The following is a 22525-nucleotide window of genomic DNA, read 5'->3' as shown; positions in this document are numbered from 1 at the left end:
GAGCTCAACGCACGGCCGGTTGGGCGCCTTCGGCCGCCGGTTCCCGGTGGAGGCGGATGGCGGTTCTGGCGGCGGTCAGCGCGCGCAGGGCGCGGGTCAGCTCGGCGGAGTCCGGGGGACGGTCGGTGGCCTGGGAAAGGTAGTCGTCGCAGTCGCGCATCCAGCGGCGGATCACCTGCTCGCTGCGGGTCTGCTCGCGCCGGGCGGCCTCCAGGGCCATGATCCGCTGCTGTTCGGCGACGGCCGCCTGCAGCTCCCGGTCGCCGGCCAGGGCCCGGACGTCGGCCAGGGCGTACCGGCCCAGGCGGTCGACGGGCAGGGCGCGCTGGGCGGCGACGCGCAGGAAGAGGCTCTTGGGCCAGCCGAGCAGCGTGGCCGCTCCCTTGGCGCCGACCGTGGCGAAACGCGGCCCCTTGCGGGCCGCCACCACCTCGGTGACCCGTTCGGGGTCGAGGGCGTCGAGGTCGTGCGGGTCATACAGTGGGCGGCCCTGGTAGCGGTGGACCACCTCCAGGTCTCCGGAGAGCACCAGCACCTCGATGTCGGCCGGCTCCACGTCCAGGCCGACGCGCACGGCCAGCCGCTGGGCGGCCTTGACCGCGCCGATCGGCGGGTCCTCCCCCAGGGCCGCCCGGATCTGAGCGGCATGCCCGGCGATCTGCTCGGCGACGGCCGCCGACCAGCGTCCGCCCTCCAGGTCGGGAGGGGGGATCAGGCCGCGTTCCCGGGCCAGGCGCATCTGCCAGCGGGCGAGATCGAGTTCGGCGGCCAGCTGCCCGAATCCATAGTCGGCCCTGGCGGCGGGTTCGGCCATGAAGTGCTCCTTTCCCGAAAAAGCCTCCACGGCGATCCTCTCCGTGACAGAACCCGGCAGGCAGCAGAAGGCGATTCTGTGGATAAGCGCACAGAAACGAACGTCTCCGGGCGTGCGGCCGCTCGGCGGCGATGAGCCCTTCCCGCTGCCGCTCCCATGGGTCAAGACGGCGGCGCCCCGGTCAGGGACGGCGGGGCGGCCCCTGCGGGCCGAGCCTTTTCGGCATGCTGTCTTCGCAGGTCAAGACGGGTGAGCCGCAGCCGGGGGCGGTGCGGGCGGCCTGGGACGCCCCGGCACCGGGCGCCATCAGTCCTCCGGTCTTCGACGCCCGAGACGGCGTGGCGAAAAAATTCAATGCGCGCGAGATTTCACCGCGCACGTGAAAGGGATTTCATCCGGTCCCCTTACGCTCATCGCAGCCGCAGCCGCCGGCTATGGCGATTTGTACGTGACCGAGGACGGCGGCAATATGGAAGCCTGCACGATCAGACCGGACGGCGAGATCCCGGTTTCCTGCAGATCTTGGGGCGGGGTTCCCCGAAGATCTGCGGGCCGGCGTTCAACCCGGCGGGAGACCGGCCGCACTTCTCCTCCCGGCGCGGCACGTCCGGGTCCTCCTCCGGAGGCGCCCTCTCTTGCGTGACCGGCCCGTCCCGGAAGTGATGGACGCAAGGAGAGACGGACCGGCCGCGCGTACGTTCTCAGCCGGGCGCGCGGCCCCGCATTGTTCAGAGCACCGAACCCCCATGCGGTCCGATAAATCCAGGTATCACCCTGATGAGTGAGAGTCTCAAAAAGGGGGAGGCCGAAGAAAACCCGGGAGTGTGGCGAAATAAACGCAGCCAGTAATCCAATCAGGACACCCGAGCGTCTCCTTCTGTGTACGATCAGCGGCCTCACGGTCACACGAAGCCACATTCAGGAAAATGAACCGCCTCATTGCACTTTCCACCGCCGCCGGGCGGTTTCTCGGCTCCCGCCGGCTCGGCCGCGGTCTGCTGGGCTGTGCCGTGGTCGCCCCCGCCGTCGTCCTCGCCGTGGGACACCTGGCCCATGCCACGACGGCGGCCCCTCCGGCGGTGCGGTGCCCCGAGGATGCGCGGTCCCTCGATGCGCAGGCCACACCGACCGGCCCGGCAGCCGTCGCGGGCACCGGCCGCGACCGCAATCCGCCACCCGAGCCGCACCGCGGCGGCGACCATGCGGGCCGTGAGCACCACCCTCACGGTCCCGCCGCGGTCTCTGCGCTCCCGCAGGCGGACGGCCGGGCAGAGCGCGCCGCGGCACCGCCCCCGGCGGCGCGCTCGGCCTCCACCTGGCCCACCCCCCGGCCCGCGCCCTCCGGTGAGATCACCGAAGATCCGGCGAGCCGTCCCGTGGAGCCCTCTCCCCTGCTGGGGCTGCTCATCCTGCTGCTTCCGGTGGCGGCGATCGGGCTGACGCTCCGCCGGCGGGCACCGGCCCCCGCACCGGCGATGACCGCGCGGGTCTCCGCCGCCCCGCCCGCCGCGGCACCGCCGGCGCCCCCTCCGCCCCGGCAGCGGGCCGATGGCGTCGCGCTCACCCCGTTTTGCGGCCTTCTGCTGGCGCTCGGCGGCCGGCGGGCGGCCGACCTGGCACGGCTGATCACGTTGTCGGCGCTGGAGGACGGCTCCGGCCTGGTCGTGCTGCCGCGTGCCGACGCCATGAGACTGCTGGGACTGGAGGAGGACGAGCTGCTCGACGAGCCGCCGGATGAGCTGTTCCTGCCCGGCACCCTGGATGCCGCGCTCAGCTACCTGGAGACGGAATTGCGGCTGCGCGCCAGGGGGCAGGGCTCCGGCGCGCAACCCCGCCTGCTGCTGGTGGCCGACTGCGGCGCAGAGGCCGACCGGATCGCCCGGCTGTTCGCCCGCCATCCCGGGGCGCTGTCAGCGGTGATCCTGGGCGAGTGGCCGGGCGAGCGGACCGTCGTGGACACAGACGGCCGGATCTCGGCGCCGTCCCATCTCGCCGCCCTGCTGCCGAAGCAGGCGCCGGCGCTCTCCCGCGCAGAGGCCCGTCACCGGCTCGATGCCCTGCTCGCCGGCTCCCGCCGCCGGTCTCGCGGCCCTCGGCGGGGGCGGCGCCGCTGACCCGCCTCACCCCCGGGGACTCAAGCGGCGCGCCCGGGGCCGTCCGGAAACGGAAGCGGCGGGTTCCCCGGACGGCTACCGTCGAAGCCATGGACACCAGCAAGGCGGGCGACGGGATTCGGGGGTCGCTGGGCCGGGTGCTGGCGGAGGTCGCCGCCGAACGCGCCGCCCAGGACGCGTTGTGGGGAGTCCAGGAGTTCCCCGACGGCACCGGTGCCGCCTGGCGCAAGCGGGCGGAGCAGGCCCGCCGGGAGCGGGCGCAGGCCGCCTCGTCCGGTGAGGTGACCTGGCGGCACGCGCTCACCGAGGAGTTCTATGAGGCCCTGGCCGAGGAGGACCCGCAACGGCTGCGCACCGAGCTGATCCAGGTCGCCGCCGTGGCCGTGCAATGGGTGCAGTCGCTGGACCGCCGCCACGGGGTGATGCCCCACCACCCTCCGCAGCGCGGCGGGCGGACCGAGAAACTGGTGCGCGACCGGATCCCGGAGATCATCGAGTCGGCGGGCGGACGGCCGCAGACCCGCATCGCCGACGACGGCGAGTACCGGGCGCTCCTGCGGGCCAAGCTGTATGAGGAGGCCGGGGAGTACGCATCCGGCCAGGACCCGGCCGAGCTGGCCGACGTGCTGGAGGTGGTGCGGGCGCTGGCCGCCGCGCACGGGATCGACGCAGCCGAGCTGGAGCGGATGCGCGCCGCCAAGGCCGCCGAGCGGGGCGCCTTCACCGGCCGGGTGGTCTTGTGCGGTCCGGAGCGCACGGTCCCCCACGAAGAGCTGCGCACCCGGCATGCGGTGCGGGCGCTGCTGCTGGACGGTAACGGCGACCTGGTGCTGCTTCGCCGGACCAAGCCGGGCCGGCGGCCCTACTGGTCGACGCCGGGCGGCGAGATCGAGCCGCAGGACGCCGACCCGGAGGCGGCGCTGCGCCGGGAGCTGGACGAGGAGCTGGGCGCCACCGTGGGGCCGGTGCGGCAGGTGTTCGCCTATACCGAGCAGACGCTGGGCCTGCGCTACCTGAGCACCTTCTACCTGTGCCGGCTGACCGGGATGGACCTCTCCCGCCGGCACGGCCCGGAGTTCGACGACCCGTCCAAGGGCGTCTATGAGGTGGACCGGGTGCCCTGCAGCGCCGAGGCCGTGGCCGCCATCGACCTGTTCCCCGCCCCGCTGGCGGCGTACCTGCGGGCTCACGCCGAGGAGCTGCCCGGTCTGCTGCCCGCCTGAAACAGGGCCCCGGCCCGGCGCGGGCGCTCAGCGCAGGCCGGCGAACAGGTCGTCCTCCCGGGCGGGGGCGTCGATCCGGCATCGGACGCGGACGAAGTGCTCTTCGCCGAAGACGCGCAGCTGGAGCTCCTCGGGCAGTTGCAGCAGGAAGATGCTGTCGCTTTGGCTGGCGTGGGCCCGCAGGGCGCGGCGCTTGCGCTCGGCGTAGGCGGAGACGTCCAGGGACGTGGTGATCAGTTCGTCGGGGGTGCCGAAGTCCTCGGGCAGTTCCTCCTCGCCGAAGTCCCAGCCGGCCTCGGCGGCGCGGGCGGCCATCTCCTTGATCCGGCCGCGGGGGACGGCGGTGTAGTAGAGCTTGTCGGGGACGCCGCTGAGCTCGGCCGCCGCCATCGTGATGCGGTGCGCCTGGATGTGGTCGGGGTGGCCGTAGCCGCCTCGTTCGTCGTAGGTGACGACCACCTGCGGGCGGTAGCGTTCCATCAGGGCGGCCAGGCGGCGGGCGGCCTCGGCGACGGGGACGCCGGCGAACGCGCCGGGGGCGTGGTTGGCCTCCCAGCCCGCCATGCCCGAGTCCCGGTAGCCCAGCAGCTCGATGTGGCCGATGCCCAGGTGGGCGGCGGACTCGCGCAGCTCGGCCAGGCGCCGCCGGCTGACCTGCCGCTCGTCGTGGCCGGGCCGGCCGGGCTTGACTCCCCCGGGGCCGTCCCCCTGCTCGCCGTTGGTGCAGGTCACCAGGACGGTCCTGATCCCTTCTGCGCTGTAGCGGGCGAAACTGCCGCCGGTGCCGAGCACCTCGTCATCGGGGTGGGCGTGCACGGCCATCAAGGTGAGCTCAGAGTCCATGATCCCGGTTTCCGCCAAGGAGTCGTCGGTCGCGGCTCACTGTAGCCAGCGACGCGGACGTTCCCTGCGGCCGGGCTTTGCGATCAGGTCGCGTGCTCCTGGGAGGCGGCCTCCCGGGCCGACAGGTCGGCTGTGGTGAGCCGGATGCGGGGCGGGTCGAAGGGGAAGCGGGACTCCCCTTTGAGACCGTTGACGATCAGCAGCTCGCCCGGTTCCAGCAGCCGCCAGCCGGGGCTGTCGTCCATGGGCTCGCTGGCCACCACGTAGGCGGGGACCGCCCGGCCGGCGGCGGTCACCTCGACCGAGCCCGGCTCGTGGGCGGAGGCCAGGTGCCGGGCGCAGGTGTCGATCATGCCGCCGCCCTCGTCCTCGGGGGGCAGCACCCACAGCTCGTTGGACTCCGGGTAGCGCAGCGCCCAGATGCGGTGCGCCTCGGCGAGCACCAGGTTGAGGGAGTAGACCGGCAGCTCGGCCCCGATGCGGCGGACGGCCTCCACCAGGCCGGCGGTGGTGTCGCCGTGCCGGCGGATCTCGGCGGTGATGTAGGCGAAGACCCGCTCAGAGTCGGTCTGTCCTTCGATGAGGGCCTTGTCGGCCTCGCTCAGCCAGCTCTCCAGCACGTCCAGGCCCTTGACCACGCCGTTGTGCGCAAAGAGGCGGTCGCGCATGTGGAACGGGTGGCAGTTGTGGACGTGCACCGGGCCGGCGGAGGCGTAGCGCAGGTGCGAGACGAAGGTGTGGGAGACCACGTGACGGGCCGCCAGCACGAAGTCGCGGCTGTCGTAGGCGGGCAGCGGGGCGCGGTCGCGCACCGGCTCGTCGCCGAGTGAGAACCAGCCCAGGCCGACGCCGTGGGGCATCCGGCGGCTCTGCTCCCGAAGGCTCTGCGGGGCGTCCAGGAGCCAGAACTCCGCCTCGACCCGGGGCCCTCCCGTGGTCATCCCGAACAGTCTGCACATGCCTCTCACCTTGCCATTCGGGTGGGGATGCTCACGCCGCGCCCGGAGCCGGGCCGGCAAAGACCGCCGGATCGGGACGTCCCGGGCCGGTTGGAAAAGTGATATCACTTTGATAGTTTGCAGCTAGCAACGGAAGGAGTGCGATGAACATCGCGAGCACCCCCGATTCCCCCCTGCCCGAGCCGTCGATCGGCGAACGGCCGGCCCGCGACCTGTCCGGCTGGCCGATGCTGGCGCTGACCCTGGCGCTGATCGTCGGCGGCGCGGTGGTGGTGGCGGTGACGGCCGTGAAGAAGGGGCCGGACCTCGATCCGGCGGGGATCACGCTGCTGGTGGCCGGCGGGCTGCTGATCGCGGCCGGGCTGCTGGTCGGCGCCGGGCTGACGTTCGTGGCGCCCAACGAGGCCCGCGTGCTGCAGCTGCTGGGCGCCTCCTACAGCGGCACGGTGCGCCGTGACGGGCTGCGCTGGGTCAACCCGCTGACCGTGCGGCGCAAGATCTCCACCCGGATCCGCAACCACGAGACCGGCCTGGCCAAGGTCAACGACCTGGACGGCAACCCGATCGAGATCTCGGCGGTGGTGGTCTGGCAGGTCGAGGACACCGCCCGGGCCTGTTTCGCGGTCGACGACTATGTGGAGTTCGTGGCCTTCCAGACCGAGGCGGCCGTGCGGCACATCGCCGGCAGCTTCCCCTACGACTCCGATGACCGGCTGTCGCTGCGCGAGAACGCCGACGAGATCACCGCCAAGCTGTCAGAAGAGATCAGCGCGCGGGTGGCCTCGGCGGGGGTGCGGATCATCGAGTCGCGGATCAACCAGCTGGCCTACGCTCCCGAGATCGCCCAGGCGATGCTGCGCCGCCAGCAGGCCGGCGCGGTGGTGGCCGCCCGCCAGCGCATCGTCGAGGGAGCGGTCAGCATGGTGGAGCTGGCGCTGGCCAAGCTGCAGGAGCAGGACGTGGTGGAACTGGACGAGGAACGCAAGGCCGCCATGGTCAGCAACCTGATGGTGGTACTGTGCGCCGACCGGGACGCCCAGCCGGTGGTCAACACCGGGACGCTCTATCAGTGATGCGAGTCCGTGCCCAGGGAACGCAAGAAACTCCTGCTGCGGCTCGACCCGGCCGTCTACGACGCGCTGGCGCGCTGGGCCGGTGACGAGCTGCGCAGCACCAACGCCCAGATCGAGTTCCTGCTGCGCAAGGCCCTCAAAGAGGCCGGGCGGATGCCCCGCGACGCCGGGCAGATGCGCCGGCCGGGCCGGCCGCCCAAGCCCCGGCCCGCCGAGGAGGGCGCCCCCCGCGACGAGGAGTAGCCGATGGTCAAGGTCCCCGACTCCCTGCCGGCCAGGATGTACCTGCTGGCCTACGACATGGAGCGCGGGCGGCTGACCGCCCGTGACCGGCTGGGGATGCTGCTGCGCGCCGCCGCGCTCACCGAGCTCTACCTGGACGGCCGGCTGGTCGGCGAAAAACGCCCGGCCCTGGGCACCCCCGGCGACGACCCCTATGGGCTGCTGGCGCAGATCGGCTCCTCCCGCCCCCGGCGCTGGCAGTACTGGATCGGCCGGGACGGGCGGGCGATGGTCCGCGCCGTGCAGGCGGAGCTGGAGTCCGGCGGCTGGATCCGGGTGCGCTCCCGCCGCCTGCTGGGGGTGCTGCCCGTCCGGCGCGTGGAGGTGCGCGACCCCAGGGTGGTCAAGGACCTGTGGGGGCGGGCCTCGGCGGCGCTGCGCGGCCGGCCGGTGGCGCATCTCAACAGCTATGACGCGGCGACCATGGCGCTGGCGGCGGCCGGGCGGCTGCGCACCGTGATCGCCCGGGACGAGCAGCGCCGCCACCGCGAGCGGATCGCGGCGCTGACCGCCCGGTCCGGCCCGGCCGTGCCCGCGCTGCGCCGCGCCCTGGAGAGCCGGAACGCGACGATGGCCGTCACGGGCTGACCGTCTGCGGGCCGTGCGCGATCCCCTGCCGTTCCGGATTCCCGGCGGGTGCGGCTGCCGGGGCGACTTGTCCAGCGGCGTCCGGTAGCGGTCAGGGGATCGTGATGTGGCTGTCGGGGAGCAGGCCGGCGCGGGCCCACAGGGTGCGGCCCCGGCCGTCCAGGAAGCCGACCTCGTCGAAGAAGCGGGTGCAGCGCCGCATGGCCCACGCCCACACGGCGCGGCGGTGCGGGCTGGTGGCGGCGGCCCGCCGGGCCTCCTTGGGGTCCAGCCCCACCTCCGCGTAGATGGCGGGGTGGATGAGGGTGGCCTGGATGAAGGAGACGAAGCGGGCGATGCCGGCGGCGGCGAGGCGGCGGCGCAGCGGGGAGGCGGTGGCGATGTGCCGCTTGAGCTCTTCCTGGGCGTACCTGATGTGCCGGGCCTCCTCGATGACGTGGATGCGGGAGACCTGCCGCACGATGGGCTGGATCTCCTCGTCCGCCATGGCGACCCGCTGCAGGGAGTCGGTGAACTCCTCCACCACCAAGATCCCGGCGAACATGTGCAGCGGCATGTAGGGCGCGCCGGCGGACAGTTTGCCGAAGTGGTAGGCCACCGGGTGCGGCCGGCGGGTGCGCAGCCCGAAGGTGCGCACCATGCGGCCGAACATGATGGAGTGCCGGCACTCGTCGGCGATCTCGGTGAGCGCGTAGGCGGTGTGGTTGCTGTCGTAGCGGAACCGGTAGGCGGTCTTGACCAGGATGTGCATCAGCAGCAGCTCGGCCCAGATGCCGAAGGAGGCGATCTCGGCGACCTCCCGCTTGGACAGCTCCACCCGCTGCCGGTGCGTCATCTGATCCCACAGCGGCGTCTCATACAGCGACACCAGCTGCGGCGGCATGTAGAAGCGGTCCGGGTCCTGGGGAGCGTCCCAATCGACGTCGGTGTCGGGGTTGAAGGAGTGCTTGCGGGAGATCTTGATCAGCCGTTCGGCGACCGGTTCCCGTTCGGTCAGCTCGATGGTGTGATCGCCGTTCTTGCACCGCACCACCGCGGTGCGCGACGCGGTCTGGACGCCCATCCGACTCCTCCAGTCCTTGCCGACTTACGGCGTAAGTGTGGCACTTACGGCGTAAGTCGGCAAGGTTCTGCCGAGGCGTTCCGGGCGCGTAACGTGTGCATACGGGCGCGCGCGAACCGACCGCGTCCCGCGGCGAGCACTGGCGAAAGGCGGCAGGTGGCGGAGCAGACGAGCGGCGGCACCCTCCCGGTGGACGGGCGCGTGCCACTGACCTACGACCGGATCATCCGCACCGCGATCGAGCTGATCGAACGGGAGGGCGAACAGGCCCTGTCCATGCGCCGGGTCGGGGGCGAGCTGGGCGTGGCCGCCATGTCGCTGTACAACCACGTGTCCGGCAAAGAGGCCATCTTGGACGGGGTCGCCGACCGGATCCTGGCCGGGCTGGAACTGGAGGCCGACCCCGAGGCCGACTGGCGCGACCAGATCCGCGCGCTGGCCCACGCCTTCCGCCGCATCGCCCATGAGCACCCGCGTTCGATGTCGGTGGTGCTCTCCCGGCCGGCGGTCTGGACGAGCAGCCTGCCGGTGATCGAGCGGATGCTGACCATCGCCGAGCTGGCCGGGCTGGAACGGCGGACCGCGGTGCGCGTGATGCGGCTGTTCATGTCGTATGTGATGGGCACGCTGATGCGCGAGGAGGGCATGGCCAACACCCTGCGGCACATCGCCCAGGACGGGGCGCGCGCCGCCGAGCTGGTGGACCCCGCGGCCTTCCCGCACGTGGTGCAGTCCGCCTGCGAGCTGCTCAGCTCCGACTTCGACGCCGACTTCGACTTCGGGCTGGAGCTGCTGATCGCCGCCATCGAGCGCCTGCCGCGCACCCCCCGCTGAACCCGGCCGCCGGGCCGGCTCGTACCCGTGGGCAGCCGACCCGGAAGGGGGCCACCGCCATGATCTGCCTGAGCAGGCTGGGCAGGTTCCACCTGCACCGTCCCGCACTGCGCGGACCCGCCGAGCGCGTGCTGATCGAGATCTGGCCGACCGGCCTGACCGGCCTGGCGCTCAACGGGTACCCCGAGCCGCCGGCCGGGCCGGTCCGGCGCTGGTCGATGCGTCCCTACCGGGCCGTGCGGTACCTGGTGCCGGCCCCGCGCAAGCCCGCCCCGGCCGGGCGGGCGCGGGCCGCCTGACAGGACGCCGGCGCGGCGGGAAAATCATTGGCCCGCCGCGCCGGCGGAACGCTAGCGTGCCCGGCATGGAACCGCCCGGACGCTTGCTCAACGTCATCGATGTGGAGGCCACCTGCTGGGAGGGCTCCCCGCCGGACGGCCAGGTCAGCGAGATCATCGAGATCGGGTTGTGCGTCGTGGACCTGGCGGCGTGCAAGCGGGTCGCGCGGCACGGCATCCTGGTGCGGCCGGAGCGCTCGTCGGTGAGCCCGTTCTGCACCGAGCTGACCGGCTGGACGCAGCAGGAGGTGGAGCGCGGGGTCACCCTCGCCGAGGCCTGCCGGATCCTGGAACGCGAGCACTGCGCACGGTCGCGGCCGTGGGCGAGCTGGGGCGACTACGACCGCAAGCAGTTCGAGCGGCAGTGCGCGGCGGGGCAGGCCGACTACCCCTTCGGCGCCCGGCACATCAACGCCAAGGCGGTGTTCACCGAGGTCTACGGGTTGCGGCGCAGGCCGGGCATGGCGCAGGCGCTGCAGATCGCGGGGCTGCCGCTGGAGGGCCGGCACCACCGGGGCGTCGACGACGCCTGGAACATCGCCGCACTGGTGCTGGACATCGCGGCGCGCGGCGCCTGGCCCGACCCGGCGGACGCCGTGCCGGCCTGAGCGGGGCCGGTCGGGCTTTTCCGCACGGGCCGGGCCGGCCGGCACGTCGGGCAGGGCGCGCTACGGCAGCAGAGCGGCGCTGCCGTCGGGGAAGAGCAGCTTGCGGGTGGGCAGCGGGATCTGGATGTCCTCTTCCCGGAAGCGGGCGTGCAGCCGCTTGATGAACTCGTGCTTGACCACGAACTGGTCGGCGAACTGGCGGACCCGCAAGATCACCGTGAAGTCGATGCTGGACTCGCCGAAGGTGTGGAAGCGCACCAGCGGCTCATGGTCGGGCACGCCGCCTTCGACCTGGGTCATCACCTCGCGGCCGACCTCGATGGCGACCTTCTCCACGTGCGCCAGGTCGCTTTCATAGCCGACCTTGGCCTGGATCAGGACGCTCATGTCCGGGTCGGGACCGTGGAAGTTGGTCAAGATGGCGTCGGCGAAGCGGGCGTTGGGGATCACCACCAGGTTGTCGGCGAGGGTCTGGATGGTGGTCTTGCGCCAGTTGATGTCGACGACGCTGCCCTCCTCCCCCGTGCTGAGGCGGACGAAGTCGCCGGGCACCACGGTCTTGGAGGCCAGGATGTGCACCCCGGCGAACAGGTTGGCCAGGGTGTCCTGCAGTGCCAGCGCCACGGCCAGACCGCCCACGCCCAGGGCGGTGAGCATCGGGGTGATGGACAGGCCCATGCTCTGCAGCAGCACCAGCACGCCCACCACCAGCACCACCGCGCGGGTGATGTTGGCGAAGATGGTGACCGACTGGGCGACGCCGGAACGGGCCAGCACGATCGAGGTGACCACCCCGGCCGCCAGGCGGGCGCTGGCCAGCGTCACCGCCAGGATGATCACGGAGACCAGGATCGAGCCGATCACCTGGCGGGTGCCGGGCTGGAACCGCACGATCAGCACCGCCGCCCACAGGCCCGCCACGGTGGTCAGCACCACCGCCAGGTCGCACAAAAGCCGGGCCAGCAGATCGTCCCAGACCCATTTGGTGTTCTCGGCCCGCCGGATCAGCCGTTTGAGCAGCATCCGCAGCGCGATGCCGAGCACCACGGCCGACACCACCACCACGGCGCCGACCAGGACTCGTCCCCATTCCACCGGATCAGGCACGTTCGTCCGTTCTATTCAAATGTTCGGGATTGTCGGTCGGGTCTGATCGTAGCGATCAATCCCCGGTCAGATGGGCGGGTTCACTTTGCCGGAAAAGTGAGTGAGCACCGTGGGCAAGGGGCGCTTCCACCGCGGGTGACATGCCTGAATAGCCTGGCGGTATGGAGGGGTTGGGGCTGATGCGCCGGCTGGGGGCCGGCGCGCTGCGGCTGCCGCACGGCCCGTACCGGGTGAGGGTGCACCGGGACCTGGAGGTCCCCGCGCCGGACGGGGTGACGCTGCTGGCCGACCGGTACGCACCGCAGGGGCTGGACCGTCCACCGGTCATCTTGGTGCGCTCCCCGTATGGGCGGCGCGGGCCGTTCGGGCTGATGTGCGGGTACGTGTTCGCCACCCACGGGTTCCAGACGGTGGTGCAGAGCGTCCGCGGCGGGTTCGGCTCCGGCGGGGCGTTCGAGCCGCTGGACGAGCGCGAGGACGGGCTGGCGACGGTGGCCTGGCTGAAGGCCCAGCCGTGGTTCGGCGGCGCGTTCGCCATGCACGGCCCCAGCTATCTGGGCTATGTGCAGTGGGCGGTGGCCGCGGACGCCGGGCCGGAGCTGAAGGCCTTGTCGATGCAGGTGACGGCCTCGCAGTTCCGGGATGCGATCAATCTGGGCGGCGGGTTCGCCCTGGAGTCCACGCTGACCTGGGTGGATCTGACCACCCGCATCCAGCGGCCGCTGTCGGGGCTGGTCGCCGGGGTGCTCTCGCCGCGCCGGGCCCGGCGGGCGGCATTGTCGGGCCGTCCGCTGGCCGAGCTGGACGCGCTGGCCACCGGGGCGCCGGTGCGGTTCTTCCAGGACCTGCTGGCCAACGGCCCCGACACCCCGTTCTGGCACAAGCGGGACTTCAGCCGGGCGGTGGGGCGGGTGCAGGCCCCGGTGAACATGACCGGCGGCTGGTATGACGTGTTCCTGCCCTGGCAGCTGGAGGACTACGCGGCGCTGCGGGCGGCCGGGCGCAACCCGCACCTGACCATCGGCCCGTGGTGGCATTCGGATCCACGGCTGACGCGCCACTCCATGCGCGACTCGCTGCAGTGGTTCCGCGCCCACCTGCTCGGCGACCGCTCCGAGATGCGCCGGGACCCGGTGCGGCTTTACATCACCGGCTCCGGGGAGTGGCGGGACTTCCCCCACTGGCCGGTGCCCGGGATCGACGAGCAGCGCTGGCACCTGCAGCCCGGCGGCGGGCTGTCCCCCGACGGGCCGCCGCAGAGCCCGCCCGACTCCTACCGGTACGACCCGATGCACCCCACCCCGTGCATCAGCGGCCCCTCGCTGCTGGGCGACTGCTCCCCCGCCGACCAGCGCCGCCTGGAGGCCCGCCGCGACGTGCTGGTCTACACCTCCCCGCCGCTTTCCAAGGGGCTGGAGATCATCGGGCCGATCCGCGCGGAACTGCATGTGCGCTCCGACCGGGCGCACGCCGACTTCGTGGTGCGGCTGTGCGACGTGGCCCCCGACGGGGTGTCGCTGAACCTGTGCGAGGGCGTGCGCCGGGTGCGCCCGGGGGTGGGCGAGACCGACGGCGAGGGCGTCTGCAAGATCACGGTGGATCTGTGGCCGGCCGGGCACCGGTTCCGCCCCGGGCACCGGCTGCGCGTGCACGTGGCCGGCGGCGCCTACCCCCGGGTGGCCCGCAATTCCGGCACCGGCGAGCCGCTGGGCGCGGAGACGGCCTGGCTGGCCGCCCGCCACGAGGTCTTCCACGACCCCGGCCGCCCTTCGGCGATCATCCTGCCGGTGCTGCGCTGAGACCGGCCCGGCGCCGGTCAGCCGCGACGACGGCGAAGGGCCTCCAGAGCGCGGTCGGCGTGGACGCTCATGCGGATCTCGCTTTTGACGATCTCGATGATGCGGCGGTCGGTGTCGATCACGAACGTCCGGCGCTTGGTGGGGGCCAGCGCGAAGCCGCGGCGGACGCCGAAGCGGCGGGCGACGGTGCCGTCCTCATCGCTGAGCAGGGGGTAGCCGAGGGAGTGCTTGCCGCTGAACTCGCGCTGCTTGCTCACCGGGTCGGCGCTGATGCCGACCGGCTGGGCGCCCAGCTCGGCGAACTCGGCGGCCAGGTCGCGGAAATGGCAGGCCTCGGCGGTGCAGCCCGGCGTCATCGCCGCCGGGTAGAAGAACAGCACGACGGGACCGCCGGCCAGCAGGCCGCTGAGGGAACGGAGGGTGCCCTGCTCGTCGGGGAGCTCGAAGTCCTCCACCACATCACCGATCTTCATGGACGTCAGTATTCCCTTATCGGCACTCGGCCGACAGGGCGGCCCCCGCGTCCTGCAGCAGCCCGGCGATGTCCTGCGGCGACCAGTGCTCCCGGGCGCCGGGGCAGGCGGCCAGGTAGGAGGCGGCCCGCTCGGCCGGCCAGCCGTGCGCCTGGCGCAGGCCGCGGCCGAGCATCCGCAGGTAAGGAGCGGAGGGGGCGTTCAGATCGGCCCGCAGCGCGCCGTGCGGGGCGGTGAAGGTCAGCATCGGGTGCCCGTCGCACTCGCCGACCCGCAGGATCGTCTCATAGCGGCCGGGGCCGAGGCGCTGCCGCCCGGTGCGCAGCGCCTCCGACAGGTCCAGGTCGGCGCCGACCCGGCGGCGCATCTCCTGGGCGAGGACGTCGGCGAACTGCCCGACCGTCAGCAGGTAGGCGCGGGCGGCGGTGCGGGCCGGCAGTTGCGGGTCGTAGAAGGCCATGCCGCCGCCCCAGGTCTGCGAGGTGTGGGCGAAGTAGATGCCGCCGGGCAGCGTCAGCGCCCGCTCGGCCCGGGCCGGGGTGGCGTCGCGGCAGCCGGTGTAGTGGCGGGCGGCGCCCTCGGGCCGTCCCCCGGCCAGGTAGCACTGAAACCGTTCGCGCGCCAGATTCGACCCGTAGGCCACGTACCAGACCCTGCCGTTCACCCCTTCAGTATGGCCGCCGGGTCCGACATTTCCCCGTGTGCGCGGCGGCCCGGTATGCGTGGTCTTCCCCCTGCTCAGGACATCAATACGACAGGCACCGATCACCCTGAGCGTCGAAAAGATCCCGAGTTCACATGTTTGGTGGAGAAGTGGCTTGGATACAACGATCACCGTGGGTGTCTAAGACGCAGATACCTCCTGGTTCCATTCCTGTGCGATCCCGGAGGCCGCGTCATGCCCTCGTCCCTGAACCTAGCGCTTGTCTCATTGGCCGATCTGACGGGCGATTCGGCAAGCGCCGGCGTCCACTCCATCCACGTGCTGGAGTTGGCCCGCGCATTGGGCGGGCAGGGCCATCGAGTGACCGTCTACACCCGGCGCACCACCGAGAGCGGACGCCCCCGGACCAGGCTCGGCGCGGGCGCCACGCTCGAACAGATCACCGCGGGCCCCGCCCGGCCGCTGCCGGAGGCCCATCTGCTGCCGCACATCCGGGCGTTCACCGACGAGCTGAGCCGCCGGCTGGCGCAGCAACGCAACCGGCCCGACCTGGTGCACGCGCACGGCTGGCTGGGCGGGCTGGCCGCCTACGCCGCGCTGCAGGACACCGGGCTGCCGCTGGTGCAGTCCTTCCACGGCCTGGGCGTGGTGGAAAGCCGCCGGCCCGGCGGGCGGCGCACCGTGCACCCGGCCCGCATCCGGATCGAACGGGCGCTGGGCCGCGGCGCCGACACGGTGCTGGCCGGCTGTGAACACGAGGCCGACGAACTGGTGCGCATGGGCGTGGCGCGGCCCCGGATCTGCGTGGTGCCCTACGGCGTGGACTGCGAGCGGTTCCGCCAGACGGGCCCGACGATGCCGCGGGGGCGGCGCCCCCGGCTGGTGCTGGTCGGCAACGACCTGGACAACGCCGGCGCGGCGGTGGCCGTGCGGGCCCTGGCGCACGTCCCCGAGGCCGAGCTGGTGGTGGCCGGCGGCCCGGCCCGCGAGGACCTGGAAAGCGACCCCACCGTGCACCGGCTGCGCACCCTGGCCAAGGAGCTGGACGTGGCCGACCGCACGCTGTTTTTGGGCCGGCTGCCCCGCAAGGACGTCCCCAAGCTGCTGCGCACCGCCCGGCTGGCGCTGTGCCTGGCCCCGCACCAGCCCTCGGGGATGGTGCCGCTGGAGGCCATGGCCTGCGGCGTGCCGGTGGTCGCGGTGCCGACCGGCTCCGGCGCCGACAGCGTGCTGGACGGCGTCACCGGGCTGCACGTGCCGCCCGGCCAGCCGGTGACCCTGGGACGGGCGCTGCGCCGGCTGCTGGCCGAGGAGACCACGCTGTCGGCGTGGGCCATCGCCGCCGCCGACCGCGCCCACTCCCGCTACGCCTGGGAGCGGATCGCCGCCGAGACCGTGCGCTGCTACAGCGCGCTGCTGCCCGAGCCGGAGCCCGAGCCCGCCGAGCGGCACGCCGAGGAACCGGTGGGCGCCGGCGTCTGAGCGCCCCGCCCGGCCGCGCTCAGGTGGGCACGTGCAGGGCGCGCTGGATCTCCCCCAGCACCTCGGCCTGCCGCGGGACCAGGTAGAAGTGGTCGCCCGGCAGGACCTTCAAGGCGAAGGGGCCGTCGGTGGCCTCGGCCCAGGCGGCGGCCCGCTCCCGGTCCACGTGCGGGTCGGCGTCGCCGATGATCGCGGTGATCGGGACCGAGGGGTTGGGCCCGGGCCGGCGCTGATAGTTCTCGATCAGCCGGAAGTCGTTGCGCACATACGGCAGCACCAGCTCGCGCATCTCCGGGTCGGCCAGCACCTCGGCGTCGCTGCCGCCCAGCTCGGTCAGCGCCGCCACCACCCCCTCATCGTCCCGGTCGGCGACGCGGTCCTCATCGGCCAGGTCGCGGCGGTGCGGGGGGCGGGCGCCGGAGGCGAACAGGTGCGTGGGCGGCACGCCGCGCTCCTCCAGCAGGCGGGCGGTCTCATAGGCCAGCACGGCGCCCATGCTGTGCCCGAACAGGGCGGTGGGCCGGTCCATCAGCGGCACCAGCGCCCCGGCGATGAGCCGGGCCAGCCGGTGGGCGTCGTCGATCATGGGCTCGGCGAGCCGGTCGGCCCGGCCGGGGTACTGCACGGCGTGCACCTCGATCGCCGCGCTCAGCTCCTTGCCCCAGGAGCGGTAGGCCACCGCCGAACCGCCGGCGTGCGGGAAGCAGATCAGCCGCAGCGACGCCCACGGCCGGCTCTCCGGGCAGCGGAACCAGTTCACGGCCGGCCCCCCGCCTTGCGGACGCGCCTCAAGCCGAGCCCTCCATGGCCTCGATCAGGCTCTTGGGCCGCATGTCGGTCCAGTTGGCCTCCACGAACTCCAGGCACGCCTGGCGGGTGTCGGCGCTCTTGGCCACCGTCCAGCCGGCGGGGACCTCGGCGAACGACGGCCACAGCGAGTACTGGCCCTCGTCGTTGACCAGCACCAGGAACGTGCCGTCGGGGTCCTCGAACGGGTTGCTCATCCGGGGGTTCCTTTCGGGGTCTTGGGGCAAGGTTAATCGGTCAGCGTGAGTGCAGCTTGCCGAGCCGGGCGGCCAGCACCGCGCCGATCTCGGCCGCCGGCCCCGGCTCCATCAGCAGATGGTGCTCGACGTCGATCGGGTAGTCCTCGATCTGGCCGTCGGTGACCGGCTGCCAGTTCTCGCGGGCGGTGGGCGCCCCGTCCGGACGGCCCTGCGTGGCGGTGAAGAACACGATGTCGCCGCGGAAGCGGCCGGGCCGGTACTCCTCGGCGCAGCGCAGCCCGTTCTCGTAGTTGCGGTACAGCTTGAGCAGGTCGTCCTCGTCCAACGTGGCGAAGGCGTCGCCGCGCTCCCTGATGACCTGCATGATGCGGTCCATGTCGGGGGTGCCGTCGGCCTTCATCCCGGCGTCGATCCCGGCGGCCTCCAGCAGCTCCGGCAGCACCTCGCGTTTTTCGGAGTTCAGGTCCTGGCTGTGGTAGGAGTCGATCAGCGCCAGCAGGGCGACCTCCTCCCCGTCGGCCTGCAGCCGGCAGGCCATCTCGTAGGCGATCAGGCCGCCCAGCGACCAGCCGGCCAGGTGGTAGGGGCCGTGCGGCTGGACGGTGCGGATCTGCTCCAGGTAGTCGGCGGCCATCGCGTTCACCGACTCCGGCAGCGTCCCGGAGGTGAAGACGCGCGCCTGCAGCCCGTAGATCGGCTGCTCGGGTCCCAGGTGCCGCTGGAACTGGAAGTACGGCCAGGCCAGCCCGCCGGCGGGGTGGACGAAGAACAGCGGCGGGCGCGACCCGGTGGCGCGGATCGGCAGCAGCACCTCCAGGCTGGGGGCGTCCTGCTCGGTGGAGTCCCCGGCCCGTGCCAGCGCCTCGACGGTCTGGTGGGTGAACACATCGCGCGGCGACAGCTCCAGCCCCGCCTGCCGGGCGCGGGTGGCCAGCCGCATCGCGGCGATGCTGTCGCCGCCCAGGTCGAAGAAGCTGACGTCGGCGCCGACCTTCTCCACGCCCAGGACCTCGGCGAACAGGGAGCACAGCAGCTCCTCCCGCACGCCCTGGGGCGGGCGCCCGCCCAGCAGCTCGCCGTAGTCGGGGACGGGCAGGGCGCGGCGGTCCAGCTTGCCGTTGGCGTTGGTGGGCAGCGTCTCCAGCGGCACGATCGCGGCGGGCACCATGTACTCCGGCAGCGATTCGGCCGCGTGGCGGCGCAGCTCGGCCGGGTCGACCCGGCGGCCGGCGACCGGGACCACATAGCCGACCAGCCGTTTGTCGCCGGGCCGGTCCTCGCGGGCGATCACCGCGACGTTGGCCACGTCGGGGTGGCCGGCCAGCACCGATTCGATCTCGCCCAGCTCGATCCGGAAGCCGCGGATCTTGACCTGGAAGTCGGCGCGGTCGATGTACTCCAGCATCCCGTCCGGCCGCCACCGCACCAGGTCGCCGGTGCGGTACATGCGCTCGCCGGGCGCGCCGAACGGGTTGGCGACGTAGCGTTCGGCGGTCAGGCCGGGCCGGCCGAAGTAGCCGCGGCCCAGCCCGGCCCCGGCCACATAGGCCTCGCCGACCACGCCCGGCGGCACCGGCTGCAGGTTCTCGTCCAGCACGTACACGCGCATGTTGTCGATGGGACGGCCGAGGAGGGCGACCTGCTCGCCGCGCTCCAGGATCTCCCGCATCGACAGGACGGTGGTGTAGGTGGTGGCCTCGGTGGGGCCGTAGACGTTGCCGACCCGGGTGTCGGGGCAGGCCCGCAGCACCTTGCGCATGGCGGTCACCGAGCCGGCCTCGCCGCCGGTCAGCACCTCCCGCAGGCCGGCGAAGGCGCCCGGCCGTTCCTCGGCCACCAGGTTGAACAGGGTGGTGGTGATGAACAGGCCGGTGACCTGCTCGGCGGTGATGATGCGTTCGAGGGCGGCGGCGTCCACCTCACCGGGCGGGGCGATGACGACGGTGCCGCCGGCCAGCAGCGGCACCCACAGCTCGTAGGTGGAGGCGTCGAAGGCGTGCGCCGAGTGGCACAGGACGCGGTCGTGGGCGCCGTCGCGCATGGTGGCGTCCAGCGCCAGGTCCACCACGTCGCGGTGGCGGACCGCCACGCCCTTGGGCAGCCCGGTGGAGCCGGAGGTGAACAGCACGTAGGCGGCCTGCTCGGGGTGGCAGGCGACGCCGGGATCGGTGGCGGGCAGGCCGGCCAGGGCCGCTTCGTCGTCGACCAGGACGACCCGGGCGGAGTGCTCGACCTCCCGCCGGGCCATGGCGCGGTCCAGCAGCAGCACCGGCGCCCCGGTCTCCCGGATCGCCCAGGCGATGCGGTCGGGCGGGTAGCTGTGGTGGATGGGCGCGTACACCCCGCCGGCCTTGAGGATCGCCAGCGTGGCCACCACCACGTGCGCCGAGCGCTCCACCATCATCGCCACCGGGGTCTCCGGCCGCACCCCCAGCCCGATCAGGCGGTGCGCCAGGCGGTTGGCGCGTTCGTCCAGTTCGGCGTAGGTGATGGAGCGTCCCCGCAGCTCCCCGTCCTCGACGGTCAGCTCGCGCAGCGCGACGGCGTCCGGGGTGGCGGCCACGTGGCGGGCGAACCGTTCGAGGATGGTCTGCGGACCTTCCGGGCGCGGCACGACCGGCCCCTGCCAGGCGGTCAGCAGGCGCCGGCGTTCCTCCTCGTCCAGGATGTCGATGGCGGCGACCGGCTGGTCGGGCCGGCGGGCGATGGCCTCCAGGATGCGGCGCAGCCGGCGCATGATCTGCTCGGCGTCCCGGTCGCCGAACACTTCCGGACGGTGGTCCAGCCGCAGCGACAGCTGCTCGCCGGGCACCGCGGCCAGCGCCAGCGGGTAGTGGGAGGCGTCGTGGCCGCCGGTGCCGCGCACCCGCAGCCCGCCCAGGTCGGTGCCGTCGGCCTCGGGGTCGAACGGGTAGTTCTCCAGCACCGTCATGGTGTCGAACAGGGCGCCGAGCCCGCTCAGCCGCTGGATGTCGGCCAGCCCCAGGTGGTGGTGGGGCATCAGGTCGGCCTGCTCGCGCTGCAGCCGGCGCAGCGCCTCGGCGATGGTGTCGCCGGGACGCACCCGCACCCGCACCGGGATGGTGTTGATGAACAGGCCGATCATCTGCTCCACGCCGGGCAGCTCCGGCGGGCGGCCGGAGACCGCCACGCCGAACACCACGTCGCTGCGGCCGGTCAGCCGCCCCACCAGCAGCCCCCAGGCCAGTTGCAGGATCGTGCTGAGCGTGACGCCGTGGGCCTTGGCGCACTCGGTGATCGCGGCGGTGAGGTCCGCGTCCAGCTTGATGTGCAGCTTGTGCGGGACGGACGGTTCCCCGCCGGCGGCGTGCGGGGCGACGAGGGTGGGCTCCTCCAGCCCGGCCAGCGCCCGCCGCCAGGCGTCCTCGGCGGCGGCGCGGTCCTGCCGGGCGACCCAGGCCAGGTAGTTCTTGTAGGGGGTGGGGCGGGGCAGGCCCGTGTCGTCGCCGCCGGCCACATACAGCGCGAACAGCTCGGTCTGCAGGATCGGGGTGGACCAGCCGTCCAGCAGGATGTGGTGGTTGGTGAAGATCAGCCGGTGCCGGTCGGGGGCCAGTTTGACCAGCAGGAACCGCAGCAGCGGCGGGCGGGTCATGTCCCAGGGGCGGGCGCGTTCGGCATCGGCCAGCACCGCGGCCTGCGCCTCGGCCTGCTCAAGCGGCAGGTGCGACAGGTCCCGCTCCTGCCAGGGCAGCTTCACCTGGCGGTGCACGAGCTGGACGGGCGAGCCCTCCTTGCGCTGCCGGAAGCTGGTGCGCAGATTGGGGTGGCGGCGCAGCAGCGTGGCGACCGACCGGCGCAGCGCGGCCACATCCAGCTTCCCTTCCAGGTCCAACACGCCCTGGGCGGTGTAGACGTCGCCGGCCTCGTCGTAGAGGGCGTGGAAGAACAGGCCCTGCTGGAGGGGCGACAGCGGCAGGATGTCCTCGAGCTGCGACTGCCGGGCCTGCTTCGGCTGGGTCATTGCTCCAACTCCCAATCGTCCAGCTCGGCTTCGAATTCGTCGATCTCGTCCTGGGTGAGGTCCACCAGCGACAGGTCCGAGGGGGTGAACCCGCCGGCGCCCTCGGTGGAGGCGTGCGCCACCAGGCCCCGCAAGGCCTCGAACCACGCCTCGGCCAGGGCGCGGACCTGTTCTTCGGCCAGCAGGTCCCCCGGCCAGATCCAGGTGGCGTGCAGCTGCGGGCCGGTGGGCAGGTCGCGGGTGTGGGCGCTGATCTCCAGGACGTGCGGCATGGCCAGGCCGGGGTTCTGCCCGGGGCCGAGGGCCTCGGCCTCGTCGGGGGCGGCCGGGCTCCAGTCGGCGGCCTGCCCGCCGTCGTCGGCGGTGACCCGGCCCAGGTAGTTGAAGGCGATCTGGGGGCGGGGCAGGCCGGCCAGCTTCCCGGCGGTGGCCGGGTTGAGGTGGCGCAGCAGGCCGTAGCCGATGCCGTTGTCGGGGGTCTCCCGCAGCTGCTCCTTGACCGTCTTCAGCGCGGTGCCGACCTGCGGGCCGCCGGTGCGGACCTCCTCCCAGTCGACGGGTCCGGGGTCCAGGCGCACCGGGCTGATGGAGGTGAACCAGCCGGCGGTGCGGGACAGGTCCACGCCGGGGAAGATCTCCTCGCGGCCGTGTCCCTCCAGGTTGACCAGGACGGCGGTCTGCGCGCCGGGGCGGCGGTGGGCGACGGCCAGCGCCAGCCCGGTCAGCAGCACGTCGTTGACGCGGCCGTGGTAGGCGGCCGGGACGGTGGTCAGCAGCGGCTCGGTGACCTCCGGCGGCAGCGTCAAGGTGAGCTGCCGGGCGCTGCCGAAGGTGTCGACGTCCGGGTCCAGGGGACGGTCGCCCAGCTGAGGATCGGGGGTGCGGCCGATCTCGAGCCAGGTGTCCAGTTCGGCGACGCGTCCCGGGTCGGTGGCCTCGGCGACCAGGCGCTGCGCCCAGCGGCGGAAGGAGGTGCCGACCGGTTCCAGGCGCGGGGTCTGCCCGGCGGCGATGGCGGCCCAGGCGGTGACCAGGTCGGGCAGCAAGGCGCCCCTGGGCGGTGGGCCCGGCGTCGAAGTGGACGAGCTGGGCCATGATGCCCGCATCCGGGCGCAGCCGGGAGCGGGCGGCGGCGCCTTCCTCGGCGAGGACGGCCTTGAGCGCCTCGCCGTCCAGGCCGGCGACGTCCACCCGGCGGACCAGGGCGGCGGCGTCGACGGTTCCCGGTTCGGTGATCTCGAAGCCGTCGCCGGTGACGCGCAGGCGGAG

General features: G+C 73.0%; 21 protein-coding genes and 1 pseudogene. 11 read left to right on the top strand and 11 right to left on the bottom strand.

Annotated elements, in window-relative coordinates:
• Positions 1-4 precede the first annotated feature (4 nt).
• A complete protein-coding gene (locus tag BUE48_RS09515; RefSeq protein ID WP_012852262.1) occupies positions 5-814 on the bottom strand; it encodes a hypothetical protein in 810 nt (269 codons plus the stop codon).
• A 224-nt stretch (positions 815-1038) separates the two neighbouring features.
• Between BUE48_RS09515 and BUE48_RS09510 the strand changes: the two genes are divergently transcribed.
• From BUE48_RS09510 to BUE48_RS09500, 3 genes are all read left to right on the top strand, one after another.
• On the top strand, positions 1039-1197 hold the full coding sequence (locus BUE48_RS09510) for a hypothetical protein (RefSeq protein ID WP_286989651.1): 159 nt from the start codon (positions 1039-1041) through the stop codon (positions 1195-1197).
• Positions 1198-1740: 543 nt separating this feature from the next.
• Positions 1741-2928, top strand: coding sequence for a hypothetical protein (locus BUE48_RS09505; RefSeq protein ID WP_286989650.1), 1188 nt, complete (start codon positions 1741-1743; stop codon positions 2926-2928).
• 89 nt (positions 2929-3017) lie between these two features.
• Positions 3018-4151 (top strand): NUDIX domain-containing protein, encoded by a 1134-nt coding sequence (locus BUE48_RS09500; protein WP_012852259.1) that lies wholly within the window; start codon positions 3018-3020, stop codon positions 4149-4151.
• A 27-nt stretch (positions 4152-4178) separates the two neighbouring features.
• Here the strand turns inward: BUE48_RS09500 and BUE48_RS09495 are convergent, their stop codons facing one another.
• Together BUE48_RS09495 and BUE48_RS09490 are read right to left on the bottom strand one after the other, a co-directional pair.
• Positions 4179-4994 carry a PIG-L family deacetylase gene (locus tag BUE48_RS09495; protein ID WP_012852258.1) on the bottom strand — a complete coding sequence of 272 codons (816 nt, stop codon included), beginning with the start codon at positions 4992-4994 and terminating at the stop codon, positions 4179-4181.
• Between the two features lie 83 nt (positions 4995-5077).
• Positions 5078-5953, bottom strand: coding sequence for a class II glutamine amidotransferase (locus BUE48_RS09490; RefSeq protein WP_012852257.1), 876 nt, complete (start codon positions 5951-5953; stop codon positions 5078-5080).
• A gap of 143 nt (positions 5954-6096) precedes the next feature.
• Here BUE48_RS09490 and BUE48_RS09485 point away from each other — a divergent pair, with 143 nt between their 5' ends.
• From BUE48_RS09485 to BUE48_RS09475, 3 genes are read left to right on the top strand one after another with little or no spacing between them, the layout of a single operon-like run.
• Positions 6097-7026 carry an SPFH domain-containing protein gene (locus BUE48_RS09485; RefSeq protein ID WP_012852256.1) on the top strand — a complete coding sequence of 310 codons (930 nt, stop codon included), beginning with the start codon at positions 6097-6099 and terminating at the stop codon, positions 7024-7026.
• A gap of 9 nt (positions 7027-7035) precedes the next feature.
• Complete coding sequence (locus BUE48_RS09480) at positions 7036-7269, top strand: type II toxin-antitoxin system antitoxin (protein ID WP_286989649.1); 234 nt, start codon at positions 7036-7038, stop codon at positions 7267-7269.
• A gap of 3 nt (positions 7270-7272) precedes the next feature.
• Positions 7273-7896, top strand: coding sequence for a GOLPH3/VPS74 family protein (locus BUE48_RS09475; RefSeq protein ID WP_012852254.1), 624 nt, complete (start codon positions 7273-7275; stop codon positions 7894-7896).
• 91 nt (positions 7897-7987) lie between these two features.
• On the opposite strand, the gene BUE48_RS09470 is transcribed toward BUE48_RS09475, so the two are convergent.
• Entirely contained in the window at positions 7988-8959 is a 972-nt protein-coding gene (locus tag BUE48_RS09470; protein ID WP_012852253.1) for an AurF N-oxygenase family protein, read from the bottom strand.
• Positions 8960-9115: 156 nt separating this feature from the next.
• Between BUE48_RS09470 and BUE48_RS09465 the strand changes: the two genes are divergently transcribed.
• From BUE48_RS09465 to BUE48_RS09455, 3 genes are all read left to right on the top strand, one after another.
• Positions 9116-9793: a TetR/AcrR family transcriptional regulator gene (locus BUE48_RS09465; RefSeq protein ID WP_012852252.1), complete on the top strand. Its 678-nt coding sequence runs from the start codon at positions 9116-9118 to the stop codon at positions 9791-9793.
• 59 nt (positions 9794-9852) lie between these two features.
• On the top strand, positions 9853-10092 hold the full coding sequence (locus BUE48_RS09460) for a hypothetical protein (RefSeq protein WP_012852251.1): 240 nt from the start codon (positions 9853-9855) through the stop codon (positions 10090-10092).
• 65 nt (positions 10093-10157) lie between these two features.
• On the top strand, positions 10158-10739 hold the full coding sequence (locus BUE48_RS09455; RefSeq protein WP_041441408.1) for a 3'-5' exonuclease: 582 nt from the start codon (positions 10158-10160) through the stop codon (positions 10737-10739).
• Positions 10740-10799: 60 nt separating this feature from the next.
• Here BUE48_RS09455 and BUE48_RS09450 read toward each other — a convergent pair whose 3' ends face one another.
• Positions 10800-11846, bottom strand: coding sequence for a mechanosensitive ion channel family protein (locus BUE48_RS09450; protein WP_012852249.1), 1047 nt, complete (start codon positions 11844-11846; stop codon positions 10800-10802).
• 161 nt (positions 11847-12007) lie between these two features.
• On the opposite strand from BUE48_RS09450, the gene BUE48_RS09445 reads away from it, so the two are divergent.
• Entirely contained in the window at positions 12008-13645 is a 1638-nt protein-coding gene (locus BUE48_RS09445) for a CocE/NonD family hydrolase (protein ID WP_012852248.1), read from the top strand.
• 17 nt (positions 13646-13662) lie between these two features.
• Here BUE48_RS09445 and BUE48_RS09440 read toward each other — a convergent pair whose 3' ends face one another.
• Together BUE48_RS09440 and BUE48_RS09435 are read right to left on the bottom strand one after the other, a co-directional pair.
• Positions 13663-14118 carry a peroxiredoxin gene (locus tag BUE48_RS09440; protein WP_012852247.1) on the bottom strand — a complete coding sequence of 152 codons (456 nt, stop codon included), beginning with the start codon at positions 14116-14118 and terminating at the stop codon, positions 13663-13665.
• Positions 14119-14134: 16 nt separating this feature from the next.
• On the bottom strand, positions 14135-14782 hold the full coding sequence (locus tag BUE48_RS09435) for a hypothetical protein (protein WP_012852246.1): 648 nt from the start codon (positions 14780-14782) through the stop codon (positions 14135-14137).
• A 267-nt stretch (positions 14783-15049) separates the two neighbouring features.
• Here BUE48_RS09435 and BUE48_RS09430 point away from each other — a divergent pair, with 267 nt between their 5' ends.
• Positions 15050-16264 (top strand): glycosyltransferase, encoded by a 1215-nt coding sequence (locus BUE48_RS09430; RefSeq protein WP_245537022.1) that lies wholly within the window; start codon positions 15050-15052, stop codon positions 16262-16264.
• 19 nt (positions 16265-16283) lie between these two features.
• Here the strand turns inward: BUE48_RS09430 and BUE48_RS09425 are convergent, their stop codons facing one another.
• From BUE48_RS09425 to BUE48_RS09410, 4 genes and pseudogenes are all read right to left on the bottom strand, one after another.
• Positions 16284-17024 (bottom strand): thioesterase II family protein, encoded by a 741-nt coding sequence (locus tag BUE48_RS09425; protein WP_012852244.1) that lies wholly within the window; start codon positions 17022-17024, stop codon positions 16284-16286.
• A 28-nt stretch (positions 17025-17052) separates the two neighbouring features.
• Positions 17053-17268 carry an MbtH family protein gene (locus BUE48_RS09420; RefSeq protein ID WP_012852243.1) on the bottom strand — a complete coding sequence of 72 codons (216 nt, stop codon included), beginning with the start codon at positions 17266-17268 and terminating at the stop codon, positions 17053-17055.
• A 40-nt stretch (positions 17269-17308) separates the two neighbouring features.
• A pseudogene (locus BUE48_RS09415) lies at positions 17309-21208 on the bottom strand (amino acid adenylation domain-containing protein); the annotation flags it as partial.
• A gap of 44 nt (positions 21209-21252) precedes the next feature.
• Positions 21253-22362, bottom strand: a complete 1110-nt coding sequence (locus tag BUE48_RS09410) for a condensation domain-containing protein (RefSeq protein ID WP_286989669.1) — start codon at positions 22360-22362, stop codon at positions 21253-21255.
• Positions 22363-22525 lie beyond the last annotated feature (163 nt).

This window comes from Thermomonospora sp. CIF 1 (assembly GCF_001896795.1).
GTDB classification, from domain to species: Bacteria; Actinomycetota; Actinomycetes; order Streptosporangiales; family Streptosporangiaceae; genus Thermomonospora; species Thermomonospora curvata.
Note: the sequence above shows the minus strand (reverse complement) of the source record. Positions and strands in the feature narration are given on the sequence as shown.